The 25969-nt window shown below is 71.3% G+C and carries 25 protein-coding genes; 12 read left to right on the top strand and 13 right to left on the bottom strand.

Annotated elements, in window-relative coordinates; translation table 11 throughout:
* Window positions 1–78 precede the first annotated feature (78 nt).
* Genes ACGFIO_RS36705 through ACGFIO_RS36690 form a run of 4 tightly spaced genes read left to right on the top strand, consistent with a single transcriptional unit; the run spans window position 79 to window position 3910 of the window.
* Window positions 79–1059 carry an ABC transporter ATP-binding protein gene (locus tag ACGFIO_RS36705; protein ID WP_392833960.1) on the top strand — a complete coding sequence of 327 codons (981 nt, stop codon included), beginning with the start codon at window positions 79–81 and terminating at the stop codon, window positions 1057–1059.
* Between the two features lie 3 nt (window positions 1060–1062).
* Window positions 1063–2253, top strand: coding sequence for an ABC transporter substrate-binding protein (locus tag ACGFIO_RS36700; RefSeq protein WP_392833958.1), 1191 nt, complete (start codon window positions 1063–1065; stop codon window positions 2251–2253).
* A gap of 5 nt (window positions 2254–2258) precedes the next feature.
* A complete protein-coding gene (locus ACGFIO_RS36695) occupies window positions 2259–3107 on the top strand; it encodes an ABC transporter permease (RefSeq protein ID WP_392833956.1) in 849 nt (282 codons plus the stop codon).
* The gene (locus ACGFIO_RS36690; RefSeq protein WP_392833953.1) at window positions 3107–3910 is read left to right on the top strand and encodes an ABC transporter permease; all 804 of its coding nucleotides are present in this window, start codon (window positions 3107–3109) and stop codon (window positions 3908–3910) included. The genes ACGFIO_RS36695 and ACGFIO_RS36690 overlap by 1 nt, the downstream gene beginning before the upstream one ends.
* A gap of 70 nt (window positions 3911–3980) precedes the next feature.
* On the opposite strand, the gene ACGFIO_RS36685 is transcribed toward ACGFIO_RS36690, so the two are convergent.
* Both ACGFIO_RS36685 and ACGFIO_RS36680 read right to left on the bottom strand, forming a co-directional pair.
* A complete protein-coding gene (locus tag ACGFIO_RS36685) occupies window positions 3981–4841 on the bottom strand; it encodes a hypothetical protein (RefSeq protein WP_392833951.1) in 861 nt (286 codons plus the stop codon).
* 24 nt (window positions 4842–4865) lie between these two features.
* A complete protein-coding gene (locus tag ACGFIO_RS36680; RefSeq protein ID WP_392833950.1) occupies window positions 4866–5846 on the bottom strand; it encodes a LacI family DNA-binding transcriptional regulator in 981 nt (326 codons plus the stop codon).
* A 149-nt stretch (window positions 5847–5995) separates the two neighbouring features.
* Here ACGFIO_RS36680 and ACGFIO_RS36675 point away from each other — a divergent pair, with 149 nt between their 5' ends.
* From ACGFIO_RS36675 to ACGFIO_RS36660, 4 genes are all read left to right on the top strand, one after another.
* Entirely contained in the window at window positions 5996–7786 is a 1791-nt protein-coding gene (locus ACGFIO_RS36675) for a ricin-type beta-trefoil lectin domain protein (protein ID WP_392833947.1), read from the top strand.
* Between the two features lie 9 nt (window positions 7787–7795).
* Complete coding sequence (locus ACGFIO_RS36670; RefSeq protein WP_392833945.1) at window positions 7796–8047, top strand: hypothetical protein; 252 nt, start codon at window positions 7796–7798, stop codon at window positions 8045–8047.
* A gap of 52 nt (window positions 8048–8099) precedes the next feature.
* Entirely contained in the window at window positions 8100–8330 is a 231-nt protein-coding gene (locus ACGFIO_RS36665) for a hypothetical protein (RefSeq protein WP_392833943.1), read from the top strand.
* A gap of 311 nt (window positions 8331–8641) precedes the next feature.
* The gene (locus ACGFIO_RS36660; protein ID WP_392833940.1) at window positions 8642–9955 is read left to right on the top strand and encodes a squalene monooxygenase; all 1314 of its coding nucleotides are present in this window, start codon (window positions 8642–8644) and stop codon (window positions 9953–9955) included.
* 39 nt (window positions 9956–9994) lie between these two features.
* On the opposite strand, the gene dhaK is transcribed toward ACGFIO_RS36660, so the two are convergent.
* From dhaK to ACGFIO_RS36625, 7 genes are all read right to left on the bottom strand, one after another.
* Window positions 9995–10990, bottom strand: coding sequence for a dihydroxyacetone kinase subunit DhaK (gene dhaK, locus ACGFIO_RS36655; protein ID WP_392833939.1), 996 nt, complete (start codon window positions 10988–10990; stop codon window positions 9995–9997).
* A complete protein-coding gene (gene dhaL / locus ACGFIO_RS36650; protein WP_392833937.1) occupies window positions 10987–11601 on the bottom strand; it encodes a dihydroxyacetone kinase subunit DhaL in 615 nt (204 codons plus the stop codon). Before dhaL ends, dhaK begins: the two co-directional genes overlap by 4 nt.
* A complete protein-coding gene (locus ACGFIO_RS36645; protein WP_392833936.1) occupies window positions 11598–12335 on the bottom strand; it encodes an HAD-IA family hydrolase in 738 nt (245 codons plus the stop codon). The genes dhaL and ACGFIO_RS36645 overlap by 4 nt, the downstream gene beginning before the upstream one ends.
* Complete coding sequence (locus ACGFIO_RS36640) at window positions 12332–13192, bottom strand: class II fructose-bisphosphate aldolase (protein ID WP_392833934.1); 861 nt, start codon at window positions 13190–13192, stop codon at window positions 12332–12334. The genes ACGFIO_RS36645 and ACGFIO_RS36640 overlap by 4 nt, the downstream gene beginning before the upstream one ends.
* Before the next feature lie 19 nt (window positions 13193–13211).
* Window positions 13212–13913: a LuxR C-terminal-related transcriptional regulator gene (locus ACGFIO_RS36635; protein ID WP_392833932.1), complete on the bottom strand. Its 702-nt coding sequence runs from the start codon at window positions 13911–13913 to the stop codon at window positions 13212–13214.
* 26 nt (window positions 13914–13939) lie between these two features.
* Entirely contained in the window at window positions 13940–14809 is an 870-nt protein-coding gene (locus ACGFIO_RS36630; protein ID WP_392833930.1) for a hypothetical protein, read from the bottom strand.
* 73 nt (window positions 14810–14882) lie between these two features.
* Entirely contained in the window at window positions 14883–15596 is a 714-nt protein-coding gene (locus ACGFIO_RS36625) for an MBL fold metallo-hydrolase (RefSeq protein ID WP_392833928.1), read from the bottom strand.
* A gap of 92 nt (window positions 15597–15688) precedes the next feature.
* On the opposite strand from ACGFIO_RS36625, the gene ACGFIO_RS36620 reads away from it, so the two are divergent.
* Complete coding sequence (locus tag ACGFIO_RS36620; RefSeq protein WP_392833926.1) at window positions 15689–17092, top strand: class I SAM-dependent methyltransferase; 1404 nt, start codon at window positions 15689–15691, stop codon at window positions 17090–17092.
* Window positions 17093–17362: 270 nt separating this feature from the next.
* A complete protein-coding gene (locus tag ACGFIO_RS36615; RefSeq protein ID WP_392833925.1) occupies window positions 17363–18178 on the top strand; it encodes an SAM-dependent methyltransferase in 816 nt (271 codons plus the stop codon).
* 44 nt (window positions 18179–18222) lie between these two features.
* Here ACGFIO_RS36615 and ACGFIO_RS36610 read toward each other — a convergent pair whose 3' ends face one another.
* Window positions 18223–19164 (bottom strand): AraC family transcriptional regulator, encoded by a 942-nt coding sequence (locus ACGFIO_RS36610; protein WP_392833923.1) that lies wholly within the window; start codon window positions 19162–19164, stop codon window positions 18223–18225.
* A 100-nt stretch (window positions 19165–19264) separates the two neighbouring features.
* On the opposite strand from ACGFIO_RS36610, the gene ACGFIO_RS36605 reads away from it, so the two are divergent.
* Window positions 19265–20146, top strand: a complete 882-nt coding sequence (locus ACGFIO_RS36605) for an NADP-dependent oxidoreductase (protein ID WP_392833921.1) — start codon at window positions 19265–19267, stop codon at window positions 20144–20146.
* Between the two features lie 91 nt (window positions 20147–20237).
* On the opposite strand, the gene ACGFIO_RS36600 is transcribed toward ACGFIO_RS36605, so the two are convergent.
* The 3 genes from ACGFIO_RS36600 to ACGFIO_RS36590 are packed head-to-tail and all read right to left on the bottom strand — an operon-like array spanning window position 20238 to window position 21803.
* Window positions 20238–20627, bottom strand: a complete 390-nt coding sequence (locus ACGFIO_RS36600) for a hypothetical protein (protein ID WP_392833920.1) — start codon at window positions 20625–20627, stop codon at window positions 20238–20240.
* A 50-nt stretch (window positions 20628–20677) separates the two neighbouring features.
* Window positions 20678–21226: a peptidase inhibitor family I36 protein gene (locus ACGFIO_RS36595; protein ID WP_392833917.1), complete on the bottom strand. Its 549-nt coding sequence runs from the start codon at window positions 21224–21226 to the stop codon at window positions 20678–20680.
* 16 nt (window positions 21227–21242) lie between these two features.
* Complete coding sequence (locus ACGFIO_RS36590) at window positions 21243–21803, bottom strand: peptidase inhibitor family I36 protein (RefSeq protein WP_392833915.1); 561 nt, start codon at window positions 21801–21803, stop codon at window positions 21243–21245.
* Between the two features lie 161 nt (window positions 21804–21964).
* Here ACGFIO_RS36590 and ACGFIO_RS36585 point away from each other — a divergent pair, with 161 nt between their 5' ends.
* Window positions 21965–25702: a hypothetical protein gene (locus ACGFIO_RS36585; RefSeq protein ID WP_392833913.1), complete on the top strand. Its 3738-nt coding sequence runs from the start codon at window positions 21965–21967 to the stop codon at window positions 25700–25702.
* The last annotated feature ends 267 nt before the right edge of the window (window positions 25703–25969 follow it).

The raw sequence follows: 25969 nt of genomic DNA, 5'->3' as shown, positions 1-25969 counted from the left end.
GCGATGGCCCGGTAGAAGTCGCCGAAGTCCCGGATGCCGACCAGTGACAGTTCGGCCAGGAAGCCATATGTTTCGCTCGTGGACACTGTTCCCGCGATCAGACTCGCCGGTCTGCGCAAGTCCTTCGGGCCGGTCGTCGCCGTCGACGGCATCGACCTGACCATCGGCGACGGCGAGTTCTTCGCGATGCTGGGCCCGTCCGGGTCGGGCAAGACCACCGTGCTGCGGATGATCGCCGGGTTCGAGCAGCCCACCGCCGGCACGGTCGAGCTGGCCGGCGCCGACGTCACCCGATCGGCCCCGTTCCAGCGGGACGTCACCACCGTGTTCCAGGACTACGCCCTCTTCCCACACCTCACGGTCCGGCAGAACGTCGAGTACGGGCTGGCCGTACGCGGAAAGAGCCGCGCCGAACGACGCACCCGGGCCACCGAGGCCCTGGAGTCGGTGCGGATGGCCGCCTTCGCCGACCGGCGGCCGGCCCAGCTCTCCGGCGGGCAGCGGCAGCGGGTCGCCCTGGCCCGCGCGCTGGTCGTCCAGCCGCGGGTGCTGCTGCTGGACGAGCCGCTGGGTGCGCTCGACCTCAAGCTCCGGCAGCAGATGCAGGTCGAGCTCAAGCAGTTGCAGCGCGACGCCGGCATCACCTTCGTCTTCGTCACCCACGACCAGGAGGAAGCGCTGACCATGAGCGACCGGATCGCGGTGTTCGACCACGGCCGGATCGCCCAGATCGGTACGCCGGCCGGCATCTACGAGCAGCCGCAGACCGAGTTCGTGGCCGGCTTCGTGGGCACGTCAACGGTGCTCGACGCGGCCGCGGCGAAGACGTTGCTGGGCCGCGAGGGCAAGTTCATGGTCCGGCCCGAACGGATCCACCTGGCCCCGGACGGCGACGCGACCATCGCCGAGGTCGTCTACCTCGGCGCGACGACGAAATACCTCATCGAGCTCGGGGAAACCCGGATCACCGCCAGCGAACCCAACGCGGGCACCGTGCGGCAGCGCGGCGACCGCGTACACGTCACCATCCGAGGCGAAGACGCCGTCCCCCTGGAGTGAGCCATGCGCAAGATTCTGACGCTGGCGGCCATCGCGATGCTGGCCGCGTGCGGCACCACCTCCGAATCCCCGTCCGCAACGCCGTCCGGGCGACAGGGCTTCACCGCCCCCGACGTCCCGATGCTGGACAAGCTCGGCGCGGGCGAGGGGTCCGTCTCGATCCTGGCCTGGCCCGGGTACGCCGAGGACGGCTCCAACGACCCGAAGACCGACTGGGTCACGCCGTTCGAGAAGCAGACCGGCTGCCAGGCCACGGTCAAGACGTTCGGCACCTCGGACGAGGCCGTGACCCTGATGAAGACCGGCGACTACGACGTCGTGTCGGCCTCCGGTGACGCGTCGCTGCGACTGATCGCGGCCGGCGACGTCGCCCCGGTCAACACCGGCCTGGTCCAGAACTACGCCGACGTCACCGGTTTCCTCAAGGACCGCCCGTGGAACTCGGTCAACGGCCGGATGTACGGCATCCCGCACGGCTGGGGCGCCAACCTGCTGATGTACCGCACCGACGTGGTCAACCCGGCCCCCACCTCGTGGTCGGCGGTCTTCACCGACGCCGGCCGGTACAAGGGCAAGGTCACCGCGTACGACTCGCCGATCTACATCGCCGACGCCGCCCTGTTCCTCAAGAACACCAAGCCGGAACTGGGCATCAAGAACCCGTACGCGCTCGACGACAAGCAGCTCCGGGCGGCCGTCGACCTGCTCGAGGCCCAGAAGCCGAACGTCAGCGAGTACTGGTCCGACTACCTCAAGGAGGTGCAGTCGTTTTCCAGCGGCAACTCGGTCATCGGCACCACCTGGCAGGTCATCGTCAACACCGCGGCCGGCGAGAAGGCGCCGGTCAAGGCGATCCTGCCCGACGAGGGCTCGACCGGCTGGTCCGACACCTGGATGGTGGCGGCCCGGAGCAAGCATCCGAACTGCGCCTACCAGTGGCTCGACTGGATCGTCGGACCGCAGGCCAACGCCCAGGTCGCCGAGTACTTCGGCGAGGCCCCGGCCAATCAGAAGGCGTGCGCGCTGACCGTCGACAAGTCGTTCTGCGAGACCTACCACGCCGGCGATGCGGCGTACGCCGAGAAGATCTGGTACTGGAACACCCCGGTCCCGCAGTGTCTCGACGGCCGCACCGACGTCAAGTGCACCGACTACGCCGCCTGGACCCGCGCCTGGACCGAGATCAAGGGCTGAGGCGCATGCGCCGTCGCCTCTCCGCGTGGCTCACCCGATCACCCCGGACCCGCCTGGCTCTGCTGCTGACGGCGCCGCTGCTGTGGCTCGGGCTGGCCTACATCGGTGCGCTGGCGGCGCTGCTGATCACCGCCCTGTGGACCACCGACGCCTTCACCGGTCAGATCGCGCGGTCCTGGACCCTCGACAACATCCGGGTCGTCCTCACCGACCCGGTCTACCGGACGGTCACGCTGCGCACGATCGGGGTGGCCGTGCTGGTCACCCTGATCGACGCGGTGCTCGCCCTGCCGGTGGCGTTCTTCATGGCCAAGGTGGCGGCACCGCGCCGGCGTCCGCTGCTGGTGGCCGCGATCCTGCTCCCGCTGTGGGCGTCGTACCTGGTCAAGGCGTACGCGTGGCGGAGCATGTTCGGCGGTGGAGGGCTGATCGACTGGCTTGGGCTCTCCCCGGGGTACGGGCTGACGGCGACCGTGTGCACGCTGGCCTACCTGTGGTTCCCGTACATGGTGCTGCCGATCTTCGCGGGCCTGGACCGGCTCCCGCTCTCGTACCTGGAGGCCGCGAGCGATCTGGGGGCCCGGCCTGGGCGCGTGCTGCGGACGGTGGTCCTTCCGATGGTGTTCCCGGCCGTGGTCGCCGGTTCCATCTTCACGTTCTCGCTGACGCTGGGCGACTACGTGGCCGTGGAGATCGTCGGCGGCACCAAGCAGTTCCTCGGCAACCTCGTCTACGACAACATCGGCGCGGCCAACAACCAGCCCTTGGCGGCCGCCGTCGGCCTCGTACCCGTGGCCGTCATGATCGTCTATCTGTTTCTGTCCCGCCGGGCCGGCGCCTTGGAGCACCTCTGATGTTTCTCACCCGCGGCCTGCGCGCTGGTCTGCGCGTCGTCACCGGCGTGGTGCTCGCCGTCCTCTACGTCCCGCTGATCGTCGTGCTGGTCAACTCGGTCAACGCCGACCGCGCGTTCGGCTGGCCGCCGTCCGGCTTCACCCTCGAGTGGTGGCGCCGGGCCGCCCACAGTGCCGGGGCGCTGGACGCGCTGCGTACCTCGATCGTCGTCGGCCTGCTGGCCACCGTGCTGGCGCTGACCCTCGGCACCCTGGCCGCGATGTCCCTGCAGCGCTACCGGTTCTTCGGCCGCGACGCGGTGTCCCTGCTGGTGATCCTGCCGATCGCCCTGCCCGGCATCGTCACCGGCATCGCCCTGAACAACGCCTTCCGCACCGTGCTGGGCGTGCCCCTGTCGCTGTGGACTCTGGTCATCGCCCACGCCACGTTCTGCATCGTTGTCGTCTTCAACAACGTGATCGCCCGCCTGCGCCGGATGGGCGGCGACCTGGAGGAGGCGTCGATGGACCTGGGCGCCGACAGCTTCACCACGTTCTGGCGGGTGACGTTCCCGTCCATGCGCACGGCGTTGCTGGCCGGCGGCCTGCTGGCCTTCGCCCTGAGCTTCGACGAGATCATCGTCACCCGCTTCACCGCCGGCCCCGGCACCACGACGCTGCCGATCTGGATCCTCGACAACCTGTTCCGCCCCAACCAGGCGCCGGTGGTGAACGTGGTCGCCACGGTCCTGGTGATCCTGTCGATCGTCCCGATCTACGTGGCTCAGCGCCTGGCCGGCGACCCTTCCGGCGGCCGCGTCTGAGGTGTGCTTCTTGACCCGGCCAGGGCCGCGGCCCTGGCCGGTTCATGAAGCACGCCTTGGCACTAACGGTTCAGACGCGCACGGGGCTGCCCTCGGTGAGCGGCTCCAGATAGTCGGGTGACAGCTTCTTCACCTGGGACGCCAGGGGCGCCGGGGCCGGGCGGGCCGTGCCGTAGTCGTTCACCTCGATGAGCCAGTGGCCGGCCCCGCCCGGCATGGTGAGGTCGAGCATGGTGAGCCGGCCGTGAGTGAGGTAAGCGGCGTAGGGGGCCGGCTTCCCGGCCAGGGCCTTGGCCGGCAGGCTCAGCTTCGCCATCGAGCCGAGCAGGTCGGGCGACTTGTCCAGGCGGCTGACGTCGAGCGTGCCGGCGATCCGGTTGTTGCCGGCCTCGGAGCTGCCCCGGGTTGTCTCGACGTGGCTCAGCAGTGCCTTCAGCCCGAGGGCGTCCGGCCTGGTGAGGTCGGGCACGCCCGGCTTCTTCGGGACCGAGACCCAGTTCTCGCCGCCGAGCAGCTCGGACGTCTCGCGTACATCCTCCGGCAACTTCTCGCCCCGGTGCTTGGCGATGTTCTCCAGCAGCTCGTCCCAGTCGGCGCCGCGCGCGGCCACCTTCAGGTATTGCTGGTCGCCGATGATCAGCATGCGTGACGTGACCTCGAGGTCGAGGTCGCCGATCTGCCGCCTCGACGTGGTCTCCAGGCTCCGGCCAGGCGCGTCGAGGATGCCGTTCACCGCCCCCGACCTCGTGGTCAACACAAAGCTGTAGACCCCCGCGTCGATGCCGCTCAACGACGCGGCGATCGAGGCCTTGCCGTCGAACGCGGGGCGGCTGGGGCTGGGGGCCGGGCGCGGGGCCGCGGCCGGCGCGCTGCACGCGGCGAGAGGCAAGGTCAAGGACGCGAGCAGGGCGACGGTACGGCGGAAAAGCACCGCGGCAGCGTAGTGGAAACCGTCCTATGTGTGCGCGCGGGGCGGAGCGGTCGAGTCGCGGATGACGAGTTCGACGGCGAGTTCGACGTGCAGGGCGTGGACCTCGTGGCCGGCGATCAGGCGCATCAGGATGTCGACGGCTATCCGGCCCAGTTCCGAGAGGGGCTGACGCACGGTGGTCAGGGCGGGGCGGACGGCGCGGCTCAGGTCGATGTCGTCGAAGCCGGCCACGGACAGGTCGCCGGGCACGGTCAGGCCGAGACTCCAGGCGGCCTCCAGGATGCCGACCGCGACCTTGTCGTTGAAGCCGATCATCGCGGTCGGGCGGTCCGGCGACGACAACAGGCGCAGCGCCGAGCGGTAGCCGTCCTCGGTGGTGGCGTGGGCGCTGCACAGCAGCTCCGGGTCGGCGATCATGCCGGCCCGGGCCAGGGCGGCGGTGTGGCCGTCGCGGCGGGCCGAACCGGCCAGCCACTCGTCGGGGCCGCCGATCACGCCGATCCGGCGGTGGCCCAACTCGACCAGGTGCGAGGTGAGGCGGCGGGCGCCGGCCGTGTGGGCGGCCGACACGGCGGCGATGTCGGGCGTCGGGGAGGTGCGCGGGTCGACCACGACGAACGGGAAACCGGTGCGACGTAACGCGATCAGCTCGTCGCCGGACTCGGGCGGGAGGATCAGCAGGGCCCCGGCGACGTCGCGGCGGGAGGGCAGGCCGGGCAGCACCGAGCGGTCCTGGGCCAGCTCACCGGCGTCGAGCAGGCAGTTGTCGAGCCGTTCGGCGATCGACGAGACGATCGCGCCGAAGTAGTCGGTCAGCACGTACGGACAGCGGACCAGCACCGGCGCGGCGGGACGAGGCAGCGGGGCGCCCCGGCGTTCGTAGGCGCGGCGGACGAGCGCGCGGGTGTGGTCGGCGACGTTCGGGTGGTCGTTCATCACCCGGGACACCGTCGCGATGGAAACGCCCGTCTCGGCGGCAATCTCCCGGACCGACGGCCTAGCCATCTGTTACATCGATCCGTTTCATCGGATCACCATACTCCACGTTGTTAATTAAGACTCTTGACGAATAGAGCAGGGCGGATGTCTCATGTTCCCAGGCATCACGTAACACATTTGTTACAAGCTGTTTCATCCCCAACGGAGGTGCCATCGTGAAACGCATCCTGGCGGCCGTCGTCATCTCGGCCGCCGCTGTCGTGGCGGTCCCGGCGAGTGCCGAGGCCGCGACATCCGCGAACGTCTGGCTCACCACCCCCGACCGAGCCAACCTGCTCACCCAGAAGGCGGCGGTGAACTTCGGCTCCGGCGGCAGCGGACCGGTGATCACCGTCAACCCCGGCACCACGTACCAGTCGATGGTCGGCTTCGGCGCCTCGTTCACCGACGCCGCGGCGTGGAACGTGTTCAACTCTCCGCAGCGCACCAACATCATGAACGCGCTGTTCAGCCCGTCCGGTGGCATCGGCCTGAGCTGGCTGCGCCAGCCGCTCGGCGCCACCGACTTCAGCCGCTCGTTCTACACCTACGACGACGGCGCGGCCGACCCGTCGCTCTCACGGTTCTCCGTCGCGCACGACCAGGCGTACATCCTGCCTCTGGTCCAGCAGGCCCGGAGCCTCAACCCGCAACTGTCGGTGATGGCCACGCCGTGGAGCGCGCCGGCCTGGATGAAGACGAACAACAACCTGGTCGGCGGTTCCCTGGCCGACGACCGGGTCGCGGTGTACGCCGACTACCTGGTCAAGTCGGTGCAGGCGTACCAGGCGGCGGGCGTACCCATCGCGTACCTCAGCGTGCAGAACGAGCCGAACTTCTCCCCGCCGGGCTACCCGGGCATGCTCATGCCCGCGTCCCAGCAGGTGTCGATCATCAACAACCTTGGGCCCAAGCTCCGCGCGGCCGGTCTCACCACCAAGATTCTCGGGTACGACCACAACTGGGACGACACGACGTATCCGCAGACCGTCAACAGCCAGGCGAGCGCCAACGTGGCCGGGTCGGCCTGGCACTGTTACGGCGGCAACCCGAGCGGCCAGTCGACAGTGCGTAACGCCCAGCCCGGCAAGGACATCTTCTTCACCGAGTGCTCGGGCACCGAGTCGGGCAACACGTTCGCCGACTCGCTGCGCTGGCAGGGCCGCAACCTCGCCATCGGCACCACGCGCAACTGGGCGCGTACGGTCACGACCTGGAACCTGGCCCTGGACAACAATCACGGCCCGGTCATCGGCAGCTGCGGCAACTGCACCGGTGTGGTCACCACCAACGGCAACAACGTCACCTACAACGCCGAGTACTACGTGCTCGGTCACCTGAGCAAGTTCGTCAAGCCGGGCGCCGTGCGGATCGACTCCACCTCCTACGGCGAGGGCGGCATCGAGAACGTCGCCTTCAAGAACCCCGACGGCAGCATCGCGCTGGTCGCCGTCAACACCGGCGGCCCTCAGAACTTCCAGGTCTCGTACGGCGGCCAGTCGTTCGGCTACAACCTGCCGGGCGGCGCCATGGCCACCTTCACCTGGCCCGGCGACGGTGGCACGACCCCGCCGCCGGCCGGCCGCACCGGGGCGATCAGCGGGCTCGGCGGCAAGTGCCTGGACGTGACCGGCGGCTCGACCGCGAACGGCAACCCGCCGCAGATCTGGTCCTGCACCTCGGGCCCGAACCAGACCTGGACCGTGGGTACCGACGGCACGGTCCGCGCCCTGGGCAAGTGCCTGGACGTCAAGGACAACGGCACCGCCGACGGCGCGCAGGTGCAGCTCTGGGACTGCTTCGGCGGCGCCAATCAGCGCTGGACCGCCAACGCCGGCCGGGACCTGGTGAACGCCGGCTCGGGCAAGTGCCTGGACGTGATCGGCAACAACGCCACCGACGGGACGAAGCTGCAGATCTGGACGTGCACGGGCGGCGCCAACCAGAAATGGAACGTACCGGCCTGACCGCGCACGGTGGACTCCCGCCTCCCATCCCCGGGCGGGAGTCCACTACGTTCCCGCGGAACGCTGGACACCACCACCGTCAGCACGCAGGCGCTGCCCAACAAGGAGGCCCTCGCCAGTGAGGGCCAGGTCAGCCAGCTGGAGCTCACCATGCCCGCCGAGGCCGGCAACTGGCTCGTCGAGATCACCGACAACGGGACGGCCCGGCCCGCTCCGGCGCCGCCGGCGGCCAAGGTCAAGAAGCTTCCCCAGGCCTCGTGAAGCCGCTCACCGACGGGCTCAACGCCTGATCCAGGCCGTAGAGTGCTCGGCCGTGGACAAGAATTACATCTTCCTGAACATCGTCATCACTCTGGTCGCGCTGGGGATCCTGTACCTGGTGATCAAGGCCGCGGTACGCAACGGCATGCGGGAGTTCCTCCGCGACGTCGCGCCGCCCGAGAGTGAGCACGCCGGCCACGAGACGTCGGCCCGGATGGAGCGTCTCGCGGCCCGACTGGCCGAGGTGACCCGCCGCGACCCGGCCGACCCGCCGTCGTCCTGATCGTCCGCGAGCGGTCAGAGGTCTTCCAGTCCGGGTGGCCCGGCATCGGCGGGGTGTCCCGGCTGTGAGCAGGCGGTGAGGAACGGCGTGGCGCGCATCCCGGGCGCGGCCGCGTACGCCATCCGGGCAGCCCCTACTCCCGATGGTAGGGCCAGCCTCTCCCCCAACGCAGCCGGCGGACGCGGGTTCATCGCGACAGTCAACGCACACACTGTCCTGTCGGATCATCCCCTTTCTCTGGTTTGCGGTGATGTCGCGGCGTTACGTTCGGCGGCGCGAAAGGACCCGACGGAGGGGGAAGGTGCGTTCGCGTGCGGACATCGAGGAACGGGCGGGCCGTGGTGATCGGCGCCTCGCTGGCGGGGCTGCTCGCCGCGCGGGCCCTGCACGAGTCGTTCGGCGAGGTCGTGGTGCTCGACCGGGACACGCTGCCGGAGCGGCCACGGCCACGGCGCGGCCTCCCGCACGGCGGCGACGCGCACTGGCTGACCGTGCGCGGCCGGTGGGAGCTGGACGAGCTGTTCGAGGGGCTCAGCCCGGAACTGATCGGCCTGGGCGCGCCGACCTTCGACGTGCGGACCGAGTTCCGGTGGTGGATGGACGGCCGGCCGCTGGCCACCGGGCCGTCCGGGCTGATCGGGCTGGCCGCCGGCCGGCCACTGCTCGAGTTCGCGATCCGCCGGCGGGTGGCGGCGCTGCCGAACGTGCGGATCCGGCCCGGCCACGCGGTGTCCGACCTGATCACCACGCCGGAGGGCGACCGTGTGACCGGTGTGGTGGCCATCGCGGCCGGCGGCGACCAGGTCACCGTCAACGACGTCGACCTGGTGGTGGACGCCTCCGGCCGAAGCTCGCGGGCCCGGTACTGGCTGGCCCAGCTGGGGTACCCGGAGGTCGAGGAGGAGCGGATCGAGACCCGGGTCACGGCCGTGACGCGCCACTACCGCCGCCTCCCGGGCCAGCTCGGCGGCCGGTACGGCACCTCCGTCCCGGCCTACCCGGGCCTGCACCGGGGCGGCTTCCTCCTCGCCCAGGAGAACGACACCTGGATCGCCGCCCTGCACGGCTGGTTCGGGGCGACCCCGCCGGACGACGACGCCGGCCTGGTCGCGTGGGCCGAGGAGCTCGACTCCCCCGACCTGGCCGAGGTCATGCGGACCTCACCCGCTCTCGGCGAGCCGGTGCGGACGCGGTTCCCGGCCGGCGTCCGGCTCCGCTACGACCGGCTCGGCCGGTTCCCGGCCGGGTTCCTGGTCACCGGCGACGCGATGTGCGTGTTCAACCCGGTACACGGGCCGGGCATGACCGTGGCCGCGCTGGCGGCGAGCGCACTGGCCCGGCTACTCAAGGACGGCGCCGACGACCTGGCCGCCCGGTTCTTCGCCGAGACGGCCGCGATCCTGGACGGTCCGTGGACCACGGCCTCGGCCGACGACCTGCGTTTCCCGGAAACGGCCGGCGACCGGTCGACGCTGGACCCTCGGCGCGACGCCTACCTGCTCCGGCTGCGGGCGGCCGCGACCGGCGACCCGGTGCTGGCCAACGCCTTCCTGCGGGTGACCCAGATGGTGGACCCGCCGGCGGCGCTGTTCGCACCGGAGATCGCCGGTCGCGTACCCACGTGATCAGAAAACCGGACATCGCCGGCCGCGGACCCGCGTGATTCAGAAGATCCGGATGGCGGCCTCGGCCGGCGCCGCCAGCAGAGTCTCGATCTCGTCGTCCAGGCGGACCAGGGTGAGCGAGGCGCCGGCCATGTCGAGCGACGTGCAGTATTCGTTGACGTAGCTACGGCCGACCGTGATGCCCTGCTCGGCCAGGCGCCGGTGGGCGTGGCGGTACAGAATGTACAGCTCGCTGATCGGCGTACCCCCCAAGCCGTTGATCATCAGCGCGACCCGGTCGCCCGAGGTGTACGGCAGGTCCGGCACCACCGCGGCCAGCAGGTCGTCGACGATCTGATCGGCCGCGGCCAGCTTGCGGCGTTCGCGGCCGGGCTCGCCGTGGATGCCCACCCCGAACTCCATCTCGTCGGCGCCCAGCTCGAACAGCGGCGAGCCCTTGGCCGGCGGGGTGCACGCGGTCAGCGCCACGCCCATCGTGCGCGTCACGTCGTTGACCTTGTTGCCGATCCGCAGCAGCTCGTCCAGGTCGGCGCCCTGCTCGGAGGCGGCACCCACGGCCTTGATGACGAAGAAGTTGCCGGCCACCCCGCGACGGCCGACGGTGTACGTCGAGTCCTGCACCGCCACGTCGTCGTTGACGGTCAGGATCGCGCAGCGTACGCCGTCCGCCTCGGCCATCTCCTGGCCCATGTCGAAGGCCATCCGGTCGCCGGTGTAGTTGTTGACCAGCAGCAGGACACCCTGGTCGGAGGCGAGCAGCTTGGCCGTCTCGTACACGTAGTCCATCGGCGGGGCGGCGAACACGTCACCGGGACAGGCCGCGTCCAGCATTCCCTGGCCGACGGCCATCACGTGGGCCGGTTCGTGGCCGGAGCCGGAACCCTGCACGATCGACACCTTGCCGGCGTACGGGGCGCCGGCCCGCATGATCAGGTTGTAGGCGGGAACGTACTTCAGGGTGTCCGGGTTGGCGAGGGCGATGCCCTCCAGCATCTCGGGCACGAAACTCTTCGGATCGTTGACGAATTTCTTCACGACGGCGCTCCTTGCTTCCAGGTCTCGCTGATCCGTTCGGCCAGGACCGCGACCGCCGTGGCGCCGGCGTCGACCGATCCCCTGCTCCGCTCGCCGGTGTACGACGCGCGACCCCGCTTGGCGACCATGTCCCGGGTCGCGTCGGCCGCCTCCCGCGCCGCCACGGCCGCCGCCCGTACGGCCTCCTCCTCGGTCGCGCCTTCGTCCAGAACCGCATGCAGGCGATCGGTCATCGGCACCAGCGCGTCCAGCAGCGTCTTGTCCCCCACATCGGACTGACCACGTGCCTTGATGCCCTCGATCGCCGCCCGCAGCATCGTGACCGCGTCGCCACCGGCGGCCCCCGCGCGCATGAACGCGGTGCCCCAGATCGGCCCGGACGTGCCGCCGATGCGCGACGCGATGACCATCCCGGTGCGTTTCAGGAACGTCCCCGCGTCGCTGCGATCGAGGTCGTCCCAGCCGTCCAGCAGCTTCTCGAAGCCGCGGGCGAGCGAGTACCCGAAGTCGCCGTCGCCGACCACCGAGTCCAGGTCGCCGAAGTACTTCTCATTCTCGATGGCGGTCTCGGCGATGGTCCGGACCACCCATTCGGTACGCGACACACTCATCGTGGTTCCTCCAGCAGCACGCGCAGGTCGTCGAGCGTCAGGTAGTCACCCGGGGTGGCCGCGCCCCGGTTGGCCAGCACCTCGATCGGCGTCCGGCCGGGCTCGCCCAGTTCGGAGACGACCAGGGCGGCCTCGGTGAAGTCCTCGCCCCGGGTGTAGTCGTTGACCGTGATCAGGCAGCGCAGCCCGGCGCCGGTGGCGGCCAGCAGCCCGTTGCGGGAGTCCTCGACGACCAGGGTGTCGTCCCGGTCGAGGCCGAGCCGTTCGACCGCCAGCTCGTAGATGGCCGGGTCGGGCTTCTTGGCCGGCACCACGTCACCGGCGAAGACCGGGAGGTCGTTGTCGCCGATCGCGGTGTGCAGGACCGCCCGCACCGACTCCTCGGCCGAGGTGGAGGCGACGGCGACGGTCCAGCCGGCGTCACGCGCGGCGCCGATGATCCGGGCGACGCCGGGCCGCGGCGGGACTCGGCCTTCGGCCACGAGTCGTCTGAACGTCGCGGTTTTGGCTTTGTGCCAGGTCAAGAGCAGTTGGGTACGGTCGTCCACGCTGTCGTCGAGCAGGGTGGCCATGCGCTCCTTGCCGCCGCCGATCTTGAGCTTCTCGCCGTACTCCTCCTCGCTCCACCGCACCGGCAGGCCGAACTGCTCGAACGTGGCGTTGAAGGCCGGCAAGTGGCCGTACCGCTCGGTGTCGGCCAGCACGCCGTCGCAGTCGAAGACGAGCGCGGTCACCACGCCTTCCCCGATCCCCCGAAGAGCCGGATGTGCTGCTTCGCCATCTCGGTCACGGCCTTTTTCTGGTGCCGGAACAGCGAAGGTGGATCCCACTTCTGCTGGTTTTCCGCCTCTTTCAGGAACGAGAGGCCGGACCGCATGAAGCTCTCCTTCAGGGCGGTCGAGATGTTGACCTTGGCGCAGCCCCGGGCGATGAGGTCGGTGAACTGCTCGTCGGACAGCCCGGTGCCGCCGTGCAGGGCCATCGGCACGCCGGTGGCCGCGACCAGGTCGCTGACCCGCTGCGCGTCAAGCTTCGGGGCCTGCTTGTACTGACCGTGGGCGTTGCCGATGGCCGGCGCGAAGCAATCGACACCGGTGCTGGTGATGAAGTCGACGGCCACCTCGAGCGACTGGATCGGCGCGGCGTCGTCCGAGCCGATGCCGTCCTCGACACCCTGGATGCCCTCGATCTCACCCTCGACGTGCGCACCGGTACGCCGGGCCTCGGCCACCACCTCGGTGGTCTGCCGCCGGTTCTCGGCGACGTCCAGTTCGTGCGCGTCGAACAGCACCGAGTTCCACCCGCCGGCCAGGCAGCCGGAGATGACCGCGCGGTCCGGGCAGTGGTCGAGGTGCAGCGTGACCGGCACGTCGACGCCGCGCATCAGCGCTCCGAAGATGTCGTGCAGCTGCTCCCGGCCGTACTGCCGGACCGTCTTGACCGAGGTCTGCAGGATCACCGGAGCGCGTTCCTCGACCGCGGCGGCCAGCACCGCCTCGATGCTCAGGTCGTTGACGACGTTGAAGGCGGCCACCCCGTACCGCTCGGCGAGGGCACGGTCGAGGAGCTCCTTCAGGGGCACGACGGGCATGCGCCCAGTCAAGCCACCGTCATCCGATCGCGGTATGGGGTGTATCCCCCATGCCGAGCCAGCCCTGTTCGAGGGCTTTCACCACCGCGGCCGTACGGTTGGAGGTCTCGGTCTTCCGCATGACCGCGCCGACGTGCTTCTCCACCGTCTTCGGCGACAACCCCAGCCGGGTCGCGATCTCCTTGTACGTCAGCCCGTTGCGCAGCAGCCCCAGCACCTCGCCCTCGCGGCCGGTGAAGGGCGAGACGGCCGGAAGGTATCGGAGGTCGGCCCGGACGATGGCGACCGCCGCGGCCTGGGTCAACGCCTCCAGATCGTCCACGACGCGCGCGCTGAACATCCCGCTCCGCGGCGCGAAGGTCACGCTGACCGCTATCACGTTCCCGCGCCACCAGATCGGCACCGCGACGGCCGGGCCGCGCCGGGCCGGGTCGGTGCCGGCCAGGTGCCCGGCCCGCAGCCGGCCGTACTCGGGGATCACCACCGGCCGGCGGGTGCCGAACGCCCGGCCGGTGGCCCCCTCGTCCAGGGGAAACGTGTCGCCGAGCCGGCAGAACAGCCCGTACTCGGCGGCCTTCACGTACCGGCCGGCGGCGGAGTCGATCAGCGACACGCTGCTCGCGGCCGACCCGGCCAGCCGGGAAGTGTGCCGCACCAACCGGTGCAACACCGGGGCCAGCCGCACATCGCCGCAGACGTCCGCGACCGCTTCGTCGCTCACTCCTCGAACATAGGTAACACCCGGTCTCAGCGCCAGGCGTCCAGCCGGTAGCCGGACCGGCGGCCCAGGTGCACCGCGTCGCCGCGGTCGGCCGAAAGGTTCTCCCAGCCGGAGGTAACCACGAACGCGACCGCGTCGCCGACCCGGACGGCCGAGAAGTAGCGGTGATGCAGGCTTCCGTCCCCGGTCGGCTCGCCGTCGCCGCCGAAGGCCGGCTGGTTGCGGTCGATCAGGACCGACTCGTCACCGGCGCCGACGCCGCCGCGCAGCACGTTGGTCACGGTCACGCTGCCACGGGTCTCGGTCGGGCAGGCCCGCACGGCCTCGCGCAGCCGGTCCATGAAGCGGTCGGCGCCGTCCCCGCGGAACACCATGATGTCCTCGATGGCCGTGCCCGCCGGGGTGGAGTTCTCCGGTGGGTTCTTCTCGGTCAGGTACATGAACTGGGTGGCGCGGATGCCGAGCCGGCCGGTCTGCTGGTAGTTGAGCCCGCAGAAGTCCGGCAGCTCGCCGCTGTCCCGGCGCTCCGGCGTGCTGCCGGCGCCGGGCGCGTCTGAGGCCTGCAGGAAGGCCCGGGGTGGGATGGACGACGGGATCCTCGTGGCCGTCGTCGTGACCGGCCCGGCGGCCGGCTTCGGAACGGGCGCCTGGCCGCCCGGCGCGGTGACGACGACCGGCCGGGCCCCCTTCTTGTGTTTCGCCTCGCCGGCCTTCTCCGGCGCCGGCGCGCTGCCGAGTCCCGCGTTGAAGGCCACCGGCGACCCGGCGACCGGCGGCGGCGCGGCGTCGTCGGCCAGGACGACCCGGGCGCCCAGCGTCGCGGCCGCCGCGAGCACGGCGAATCCGGCGACGCCGGCCGCGGCCCGTACGGCGGTGCGGTGATTGATGTTTCGCATGATGTTCCCCCCGGTGTTCGGCTGCTCGTGTCAGGGGAACGGCTGACGCCACCGAAATGCTGCGTACTGTCAGCTACTGGACGGATGCGGCGAGTTTCCGGAGGGCGTCGGCGGCCCCGGCGGTCAGAGGGTCGCCGTGGCCCGGGAGGATCTGCTTGACGTCCAGGCCGGCCAGCTTCTTCACCGAGGCCGCGGCCTGGGCCTGGTCGGCGGTGTACTGCGGGTCGCTGCCGGCCAGGCCGTCGGTGGTACGCAGGGCGTCGCCGGCGACCAGGACGCCGGTGCCCGGGTCGAAGACCGACACATGCCCGGCGGTGTGGCCGGGCGTACCGATGATCCGCAGCCCGAAGACCTCGTCACCGTCCTTGACCGGCGTGAGTGCGGTCGCCGACTGGATGCCGGCCACGTCGGCCTGGCCCGCGTACCAGGTGGCCTTGACGTGCGGTTGCACCCCGCCCAGCCCACCGGCGTGGTCGGGGTGCTTGTGGGTGAGGATCACGTGCCGGACCTGGTCCCACCCGGAGCCGGTGGCCTTCAGGCCCTGCTCGATCGCGCCCTCGGAGCCCGCCGTGCCCAGGTCGACGACCGCCACCTCACTCCCCCGGACCAGCAGGTACGCCGACACGAAGTTCAGGTTGACCCGCTGCCAGCCGGGCTTTTCCGCGCTCGCCGACGTCGCTGGGGGCCCGGGCGCCGCCGGTGTCTCCGCTTCCGTCGAGCACGCGGACAGGACGGTCACGCCGAGCACACCGGCTCCGGCGCTGAAGAGCAGTCTGCGTCGTTTCATGTTCAATCTTTACCACCGCCGCCTGGTTCGTCCCGGGACTCGCCGTCCACTTCCGGTACGGCCGGCGGCACTCGCTGCTCGATGATTGACCCATGATTCTCTTCCCCGGCCGGCACCACCTGCTGACCCGCTTCCAGGCGGAGCACCTGACCAAGCTGGGCGAGACAGTGGTGTGGGCCGTCACCTCGGCCAACCACGCCAACACCCGGCGTAACCCGGTGCCGTACCACCGGCGGGAGGCCGCGATCGAACGGTTCAGCGTGCGGACCGGGCTGCGGTCGGTCGTCGTACCCATCTTCGACACCGCGCCCACCACGCGGTTCGCCTCGATCACGCTGAAGAACATCACCGTCGCGACCGGCCTGGTGCTGACACCGGACAACACGGTCGTGGCCTGCTCGACGCCCGCGGTGGCTGAGTTGTACGCGTCGCTGGGCTTCTCGATCGACCTGGTCGAGGCCGCCTACGACCCGTCGCCCGCACGCCCCTGGGATGTGCTGCTCCGCCTCGCCGCCGGGGATTCCTCGTGGCGCGAGCTGGCCCACCCGGCCACGATCGACGTGTACGAGCGCTACCGCCTCGACGAGACCGTACGCACCGTCGTGAACGACCCGGTCGTCGGCGACGAGGGCGGGCTGACCACCACCCGCGACTACCGGACGTACGCCGAGGCCTTCGCCGACGCCGCCGAGCGCAAGTGGAAGCTGGTCAAGGAGCACGTCCGGCCCGGCCGCATCGTCGACATCGGCTGCGGCGCCGGGGCGATCCTGGAGATGGCCGACCGCGAACCGGCACTGCGCGAGAGCGACCTGATCGGCGTCGAGGTGGCCCGGCACCTCTACGACGAGTGCGTACACAAGAAGTCGCAGGGGGTCTTCGAGAACGAGAACGTCTACTTCTACCGCCGCAACGTGCTCGGCGGCGCGGTCTTCCCGCCCCGGTCGATCGACACCACGCTGACCTTCGCCCTCACCCACGAGATCTGGTCGTACGGTTCGCAGGAAGCGTCGATCCGCGCGTTCGTCCAGGCCATCTACGACCACACGGCACCCGGTGGCGTCTGGATCAACAGCGACGTGTGCGGGCCCGACAACAAAGACCGTCCGGTCGCGTTGCGCCTGGACGCCGCCACCCGGCCGGTCTTCGACCGATTCGCCGCCGACTACAAGTTCACGTTCGACTTCTCGACCGACGGTCCCGGCACAGTTGTTCTCCGGCTGGCCGACGCCATGGACTTCCTGACTCGCAAGGACTACACCGACAACTGGGAGTCCGAGACCCGGGAACAGTTCTGCGGACTGGAGTTCGCCGACTGGAAGCAGCTGCTCACCGACGCCGGCTTCGAGATCGACCCGGTCAGCCACGCGTACCGCAACGACTGGATCATCGACAACCGCATCGCGCCGGTGGCCGCCCTGGCCACGCCTTCCGGCGAGCCGCTGGAGTGGCCGGTCACCCACGTCCTGCTGGTCGCCCGCCGCCCTCTGAACACCTGATGGTGTGGCTGGATGCGGGGTTGCGGTGGGGTTGGCCAGGCGGCGGGGTTGCCGGTCGTCGCATAGCTCCGGGTCAGCGGATGGGTCACGAAGCCGGCTATCGCGTCGCGGGAACGGACGTCGCGGAGCCGACCCAGGGCGGCTATCACGAAGGCGCGGACCGGGACAACCATCACCGTCGATCGAAATCGGTCCTTGATCCGTCAGTTTCCGCAGGTCAGACTTCTCGGGGTCCACCGTGGACTGTCGCGCGGGTAGGATCTACCGGTCATGAGCGACAGCGATGTGCCACCTGGGATCGACACCAGCCGGATGCATCCGGCCCGACGGTACGACTACCTGCTCGGCGGCAAGGACAACTTCGAGGCCGACCGGGCCAACGCCGAGATGCTGACCAGGGCCTTCCCGGCCGCGCGGGTCGCCGCAATGGAAAACCGCAAGTTCCTCCGCCGGGCCGTCAGCACGCTCGCCCGCGAGGCCGGCATCCGCCAGTTCCTCGACATCGGCGCCGGCCTGCCCACCTCCCCCAACGTCCACGAGGTGGCGCAGGACATCGCGCCCGAGTCGCGAGTGGTCTATGTGGACAACGATCCGATGGTCCTGGCCTACGCCCGCGCCCTGCTGACCGGCTCCGAGGCCGGCGCGACGGCCTATGTGGACGCCGACCTGCGCGACCCCGACAAGATCCTCAACGGCCAGGAGCTGTGGGGTACGCTCGACCGCTCCCGCCCCGTGGCCCTGCTCCTGGTCGCGATCATGCACTTCATCACCGACGACATGAACCCGTACGGCATCGTCCGCCGCTACGTCGAGGCCATGCCGCCGGGCAGCTACCTGGTCATGTCCAACGGCACCCTGGACGCCCTCCCGCCAGAGAAGGCCGACGCCCTGCGCGCGGCGTTCGCCCGCAGCGGCGAGCCCGCGGCCCCGCGTACCCGGGCCGAGTTCGCCCGCTTCTTCGACGGCCTCGACCTGCTCGACCCGGGCATCGTCGCCGCCCCCGACTGGCGCCCCGACCCGGGCGACGACGACCGTCCCGGCCTGGCCGACGCGGCCGTACACACCGCCGTGGCCCGCATCCCCTGAGGCGTGTCTCATGACCCAGCCCCGGCCGGGTCGTGCAACACGCCTCAGATTTCGGCTCCGCCCTTGCGGTACCGGCCCGGCGCGATCCCGAACCGGCGTTTGAACGCGCCGGCGAACGCGAACTCGGACGTGTAGCCGGCCTGCGCCGCGATGACGCCGAGCGGCGCGTCCGACTGGCGCAGGAGCCGGGCCGCGGTGGTCATCCGCCACCAGGTCAGATAGGTCAGCGGCGGCCGGCCCAGCAGCGCGGTGAACCGGCGGGCGAACGGGGCCCGGGACAACCCCGCTTCGGCGGCGAGCGTCGCGACGGTCCACGGCCGGGACGGGTCGCTGTGGATGGCCCGGAGGGCGGCCGCGGTGGCCGGATCGTTCAGAGCCCGGGCCCAGCCGGTGGTCGCGGTTCCGCTCGCCGAGTGCTCGTCCAGCCAGGTACGCAGGATGTGCAGGATCAGGGTGTCGAGCAGGGCCGGAATGATCGCGTCGGTGCCGAGGCGGGGGCGCTCCAGCTCGGTGGCGAGCAGGTCCACGGTGGCCCGCAACTCCGGGTGCCGCCCCAGGTGCGCGGGCAGGTGGATGAGCTCGGGCAGGTCGTCGACGAGCGGGTGGGTGCGGGCCGGATCCAGTTCGTACGCGCCGCACAGGGTGACCGTGGTGACGCCGGCCGGCGCGCCGCCGGTGCCGGTGGCGACCCGCTCGAGGGCCCGCGGATCGTTGGGGTCGCAGGCGGGGCCGGTGGGTGCCGTCGCCGGGCTGTCGGCCAGGGTGTGCCCGCGCCCGTGGGGCCGGAAGACGATGTCCCCGGCGGCCAGCGGCACGGGCTCGGCGTCCGGTGCGATCAGCCAGCACGGTCCCTGCAGGACTATCTGGAAACCGGCCGAGCCGGGTACGGATGCGAACTCCTGCGCCCACGGGACCGGCCACGCCAGCCGTGCGGAACGCGGCCGGCCGGCTCGCATGACCGTGATCACGTCGCTCAGGACATCCATGGGGGTCAGAGTATCGCCAGGAAGACGAACGAGTATGAAACGAGGATCAGCACGCATGGATCGTCTCCGGCTCCGGCCATAGGTTCGATCCGTGCTAGCCATGAGAATTCACCGGTACGGTGCCGCGTCGGTCATCCGTACGGAAGACGTCCCCCGCCCGGCCCCGGGCCCCGGTGAGGTGTTGATCCGCGTCGCCGCGACCTCGTTCAACCCTTCCGACGTGGGGTTGCGCCGCGGCCTGCTGCGCTCCGTACTCCCGCTGGATCTGCCGTTCACCCTCGGCGGGGAGCTCGCCGGCACGGTCGTCGAGACCGGCGACGGCGTGGACACCCTCACCCCCGGCGACCGCGTCGTCGGCCGGGTCGACACCGGCGGCGGCGCGGCCGAGTACGCCGTCGCGGCGGCCGGCACTCTGGTCGCGGCGCCGGCCGCCATCCCCCTGCCGCACGCCGCCGCCATCCCGATCGCCGGGGTCACGGCCTGGCAGGCGGTGTACGAGCACGCCCGCGTCACGCCGGGCCGGCGGGTGCTGGTCAACGGCGCCGGCGGCGGGATCGGCGGCTTCGCGGTCCAGCTGGCCAAGCACGCCGGGGCCCACGTGACCGCCACCGCCGGCCCGTGCAGCGCCGACGTGGTGCGCCGGCTCGGCGCCGACCGGATCGTCGACTACACGACCACACCCCTGGCCTCGGCACTGGACGAGCCGGTCGACGTGGTCCTCAACTTCGTCGCGCACCGAACCACGACGTTGACGTCCCTGCTGCGACCGGGCGGCGTGGTCGTGTCCGCCACCCCCGCGACCGACGCCGTCCACTTCGTCGTCCGCAACGACATCGGCCACCTCGCCGCTCTGGTGGCACTCATCGACGCGGGCGCCGTCGGGGTCGACATCCATCGGTCGCGCCCGCTGACCGAGCTGGCCGCCGTGCACCGCGACGCCGAGGCCGGCCACCTGCGCGGCAAGACGATCCTCGTTCCTTGACCTCCGGCGCCCGGGCCGGCGAGCTCGCGCACGACGCGTGAGTGCCCCGGGCTGCCGGAAGGCAGCCCGGGGCCGGTCGAGCCAGAGACTTCTAGCGCGGCACGAACACCCTGTCCCCGCACGCGTCATCGACGTACGGCGGCTTGGGCCGCGTTTCGCAGACCATCACCGACCTGACCCGGAACAGGCCGGGCGAGGTCCGGTTGCCGCACCCGCCGGCCGAGCCGTTCGGGTCGCCGACGTCGAAGCCGCCCCCGTCGGTCGCGAACACACCGTAGACACCCCGGCCGTCGTTCTCCATGTCGCAGACCTCTACGGTCCATCCGTCCTCGCCGACGCTGGCGTAGTCACTTTCCTGGTAGGCCCGAGCGATGTACGCGTACGCCGGCGTCGAGGTGACGATGGTCAGACCCATGACGGCGGCCGTGACGAGGAGCAGCCGCCTGCCCCCGCGGTGCGCTCGATTCCCGATGATGCTCATGGACAGTCCCTTCGTGAGGCCGTGGCCCGCAGGACCTCGGCGCTGACGGATCAGCAGTTGGGGAAGCTGTTCTGCCGGACCACGTGGTCGGCCATGTTCCGCGCCGAACCGACATCGGCGATCCAGCTGTACGCCGGTACGCAGAACAGCCCCTGATCGTTGCCGTGGCCGCCGGAGGTGTGGTTCTGGAAGATGACGGCCGTGTTGGTGTTGTCGTGCACCGACTCGGTCCGGTCGTGCCAGTTCCAGGTGGCCAGGTCCTGCCAGCCCTTGTCGCTGAGCCGGCCCCGCGGATAGCCGAAGTTGAGGTAGTCGTAGAAGCAGAACGAGCCGGAGGGACAGTCCGGCACCGCCAGCGGGGCCGCACCCGGCCGGGCGAAGGTGACGACGAACCGGCCGCCGCCGTAACTGACCTCGTTGACCGCCGTCTGCTCACCGCCGGGAACGACCTGGAGCTGACGGTCGATCTGCGCCCGCAGCTCGGCCGCGGACGTCGCCTGACGGCTCAGCAGATCGTCGGTCGCCGGGCCGGCCACGGCCGGGGCCGGTACGGCCAGCACGGCCACCGCCGCCAGCGCGATCAGCGTCTTTCTCCGCATGATGGCCTCCGCCCGATCAGCAAGTGGTGTCGGTGAAGCGGTGCACGTGGTCGGCCACGTTCGCGTACGGATACACGTTCGGGTCGGCGCTGAGTGCCCGCTGGCAGAACAGGACCTGGTCGTTGCCGTGCCCACCGGAGGTGTGGTTCTGGAACACGACGCCGGTGTTGGTCATGTTGTGCACCGACTCGGTGCGGTCCTGCCAGTTCCAGGTGGCCAGGTCCTGCCAGCCGTAGTCGCTGAGCCGGCCGCGCGGGTAGACGAAGTTGAGGGAGTCGTAGAAACAGAACGAGCCGGACGGGCAGTCCGGCGCCTCCAGCTGCGTCGCTCCCGGCCGGGCGTAGGTGACGACGAACCGGCCGCCGCCGTAACTGACCTCGTTGACCGCCGTCTGCTCACCGCCGGGAACGACCTGGAGCTGACGGTCGATCTGCGCCTGCAACTCGGCCGCGGACGTCGCCTGACGGCTCAGCAGATCGTCGGTCGCCGGGCCGGCCACGGCCGGGGCCGGTACGGCCAGCACGGCCACCGCCGCCAGCGCGACAAGCAACTTTCTCCGTACGGTTTCCTTCAGCATCGAGTCCCCTCCGCCTTCGGTGATCGACGTTCGTCGTCGAGACCTCTGTCTAGCGGTGTGCTGGTTGTCTGGCCCCTGGCCGAGCCGCTCAGACAAACAACGCTGGACAACGCAGAGACAATCGACAATGGATTTGGTGGACAGCGCGGGGAGGTCGGGGGATGCCGAGGCCGGAGCGACCACTGGACGGGCCGGACGGGCCGGTCGCGCGATTGGCGGCCGGGCTGCGGCGGGTGCGGGAGAAGGCCGGCAAGCCGGGTTACCGGCAGATGGCCGCACGGGCGAACTACTCGGTGGCCACGCTGTCGGCGGCGGCGTCGGGCCGGCGGCTGCCGACGCTGGAGGTCACCCTCGCGTACGTCGCGGCGTGCGACGGAGACCTGCGGGAGTGGGAGCGGCGCTGGCGGGAGGCCGAACGCCTGTGCGTGGCACCGTCGGACGAGCCGGCTACGGGCAAGGGCGACGGCCGGTCCCCGTACCCCGGACTGGCGATGTTTCAGCCGGAGGACGCGGAGTTGTTCTTCGGCCGCGGCGCGCTGGTCGACGAGTTGGTACGGCGCCTGGGGCAGCGGCGGTTCCTGACGGTGTTCGGCGCGTCCGGCGTCGGCAAGTCGTCGGTCGTCCGGGCCGGCCTGGTTCCGGCCCTGGGCGGGCCGGCGGTGGTGCTGACGCCGGGCGCGCATCCGATGGCGGAGCTGGCCGTGCACCTGGCCCGGCACGCCGGGGTGCCGGTCGGTGGACTGCTCGACGAGTTGCGGGCCGACCCGGCGCGGGCGTCGCTGACGGTCCGCCAGGGTCTGCCCGGCAGCCCACCGGACGCTGACCTTCTGGTCGTGGTGGATCAGTTCGAGGAGACGTTCGCGATCTGCGCGGATCCGGCCGAGCGGGCCGGGTTCGTCGCCGCGCTGCTGGCGATGTGCCGGGAGCCGGACGGCCGGGCCCGGGTCGTGCTGGCCGCACGGGCCGATCACTACGCCCGGTTCGCCGAGCATCCAGCGCTGCTGGCCGCGCTGGCCGACGCGCAGGTGCTGATCGGCGGGATGAGCCCGGTCGAGCTGCGCGAGGCGGTGACCGGACCGGCCGAACAATGCGGGGCCCGGGTCGAAGGCGCGCTGGTGGCCACCATCGTGGCCGAAGTGGCCGATTCGCCGGGGGCGTTGCCGCTGGCCGCGCACGCGTTACGTGAGGCCTGGCACCGCCGCCAGGGCGCGATCATCACGCTGGCCGGTTATCAGGCCGCCGGTGGGGTCGCCGGCGCCATCGCACAGACCGCCGAGGCGGTGTACGACCGGCTCGACGACCGTCAGCGCGACACGGTCCGGCAGGCGCTGGTGCGGCTGGTCGCGTTCGGCGACGGCGTCGAGGACACCCACCGGCGAGTGCCGCGCGGCGAGCTGGACCTGCTGCCCGGCATCGGTTCCGTGCTCGACCGGCTCGCCGCGGCCCGGCTCGTCGTGCTCGGCGGGGACACCGTCGAGATCGCCCACGAGGCGCTCATCCGGGCCTGGCCGCGACTGCAGAGCTGGCTGTCCGCCGACCGGGACGGGCTGCGCGTCCACCGGCAGCTCACCGAGGCGGCGCGATCCTGGGTGTCGCTGGCCCACGACCCCGGCGCGTTGTACCGGGGGGCGCGGCTGGCGGTGGCCCGTGAGTGGGTGACCCGCGACCGGCACTCCACCGCCACGACCGAGGTGGAGCAGGCCTTCCTGGACGCGTCGGTCGACCTCGACGACCGGGAACGCGCCGCCGCCGCCCGCCGCAACCGGCAGCTCCGCTCGCTCGTCGCCGGGCTGAGTGTGCTGTTGGTGGCCGTGGTCGGCGCCGGCGCCGGCGCCGTGCTGCAACGCCGGGACGCGGTGGCGCAGAAGCAGATCGCGGTCTCCCGGCAGCTCGCCGCCGAGTCCCTGGGCCTGGCCGGCACCGAGCCCGGCACCGCCATGCAGCTGGCCGCGCAGGCATACCGCACCGCACCCACGATCGAGGCCCGCAGCGCGCTGCTGAGCATGTCGTCCCGCCGGGGCCACCTCGGCAAACTCCTCGGCCACACCGGCGCCGTCTCCCGCGTCGCCTTCCACCCCGACGGCAACACGCTGCTCAGCGTGGGCCGCGACCGCACCGTGTCGCTCTGGGACACCGGCCGCCGCGCCCGGACCGCCGTCCTCGGTGGACACGACACCTGGCTGACCACGGCCGCGGTCAGCCCCGACGGGCGCACCGCCGCCACCGGCGGCGACGACAGCCGGATCGCGCTCTGGGATCTCGGCCGGCGCGCCCGCGTCGCCACGCTGACCGGCCACACCAGCCGGGTCAACGACATCCGGTTCAGCCCCGACGGCCGCACCCTGGCCACCGCGGCCGGGCACGAGGTGATTCTGTGGGACGTGGCCGGGCGTACCCGCTCGGCCACCCTCACCGGTCACACCGGGGTCGTACGCGCGCTGGCGTTCAGCCCCGACGGGCGCACCCTGGCCACCACCTCCGAAGACTCGGCGGTGAAGCTCTGGGACGTCGAACACGCCGCCCCGACGGCCACCCTGACCGGTCACGTCGGCGCCGTCCTCGCCGTCGCGTTCAGCCCCGACGGGCGCACCCTGGCCACCGGCGGCGGGGACACCACCGCGATCCTGTGGGACCTGGCCACCCGTACCCGCATCGCCGCCTTCACCCACCACAAACCCGACGCCCTGGTCATGGCCCTGGCGTTCAGCACCGACGGGCGCACCCTGGCCACCGCCGGGGACGACTCGGCCGTGCTGCTGTGGGACACCCGCCACCGGATGCTCCGCGCACGGCTCACCGGACCCCGCACCGCCGTCTACACGCTGGCCTTCAGCCCGCGCACGGCCATGCTCGCCGCCGCCGGCGAGGACGGCGCCATCCTGCTGTGGGACGCCGGTCAGCCGGCCGTCACCGAACACGCCGACATGGTCAACGCGGCCGCGTTCAGCCCTGACGGGCGCACCCTGGCCACCGCGAGCATCAACCAGGCGACACTGTGGAACACCGCCGACCGCACCATCCGGACCGTCCTCACCGACCGCCGGGTGTTCGTCAACGCCGTCGAGTTCAGCCCCGACGGCACCACGCTGGCCACCGTCACCCAGCCCTCACCCTGCTGCCCCGCCGGCGCCGCCGGCAACACCCTCACCCTCTGGAACCTCGCGACAGGTACGCCGGCCCGATTCAACCGGCACACCGACCAGGTGCTCGACGTCGCGTTCAGCCCCGACGGCCGCCGGATAGCCACCGCCGGCGTCGACCGGAACGTCATCATCTGGACCGCCGCGGGCGAGGTGGTCACGACCCTCCGCGGTCACGTCAACGCCGTCAACGGGGTCGAGTTCAGCCCCGACGGGCGCCTGCTGGCCACCGCCGGGCACGACGGAACCGTACGGCTCTGGGACGCCACGACCGGCGCCGCACTGGCCACACTGTCCGGTCACACGGGCTGGGTCAGGGCGGTCCGGTTCAGCCCCGACGGGCGCACGTTGGCCACCGCCAGCCACGACCAGACCATCATTCTGTGGGATGTGGCCACCCGGACCCGGCTGACCACCATCACCGACCACAGCGACGCCGACTTCACCGGGGCCGCCTTCAGCCCCGACGGCCGCACCCTGGCCTACACCAGCGGCGAGACGACGGTCATCCTCTGGGACATCGCCGGCCGCGCCGCCACGGCCCGCCTGACCGGCCATACCCAGCGCGTGCACGCCGTCGCGTTCAGCCCCGACGGGAACACCCTGGCCACCACCAGCTCCGACCGCACCGCCATCTTCTGGGACGTGCACCCGGAGCAGGCCCTCACCCACATCTGCGCCGCCACCGGCGGCACCCTGACCCCGGACCAGTGGCGCCGCTACCTGCCCGCCACCCCGCACCCCTGCCCAGCCCGATGACCGCTCCTCGGCACCCGGCTCGGGGCGGCCGGCCGATGGGGGATCACCCGGACGGGACGACATTCGGCTCAAGCGCCGGAGGCCGCGCCCGCGAGCGCGACACCGTCCCGGCCCGCTGTGACGCCCTCGTCGCCGGCGCGACGACATGGGGTCCTGCTACGCGTTCACCGCGGCCTGGCTCGACGCCACCGTCGAACAGGCGCTCGTTCGTGGGTTGAGGGTGACCACGCACGCGGAATGAAGGGTGGGCGGCTCTGTTCTGGCCGC

Source organism: Actinoplanes sp. NPDC049265, assembly GCF_043197135.1.
Classification (GTDB): domain Bacteria; phylum Actinomycetota; class Actinomycetes; order Mycobacteriales; family Micromonosporaceae; genus Actinoplanes.
Note: the sequence above shows the minus strand (reverse complement) of the source record. Positions and strands in the feature narration are given on the sequence as shown.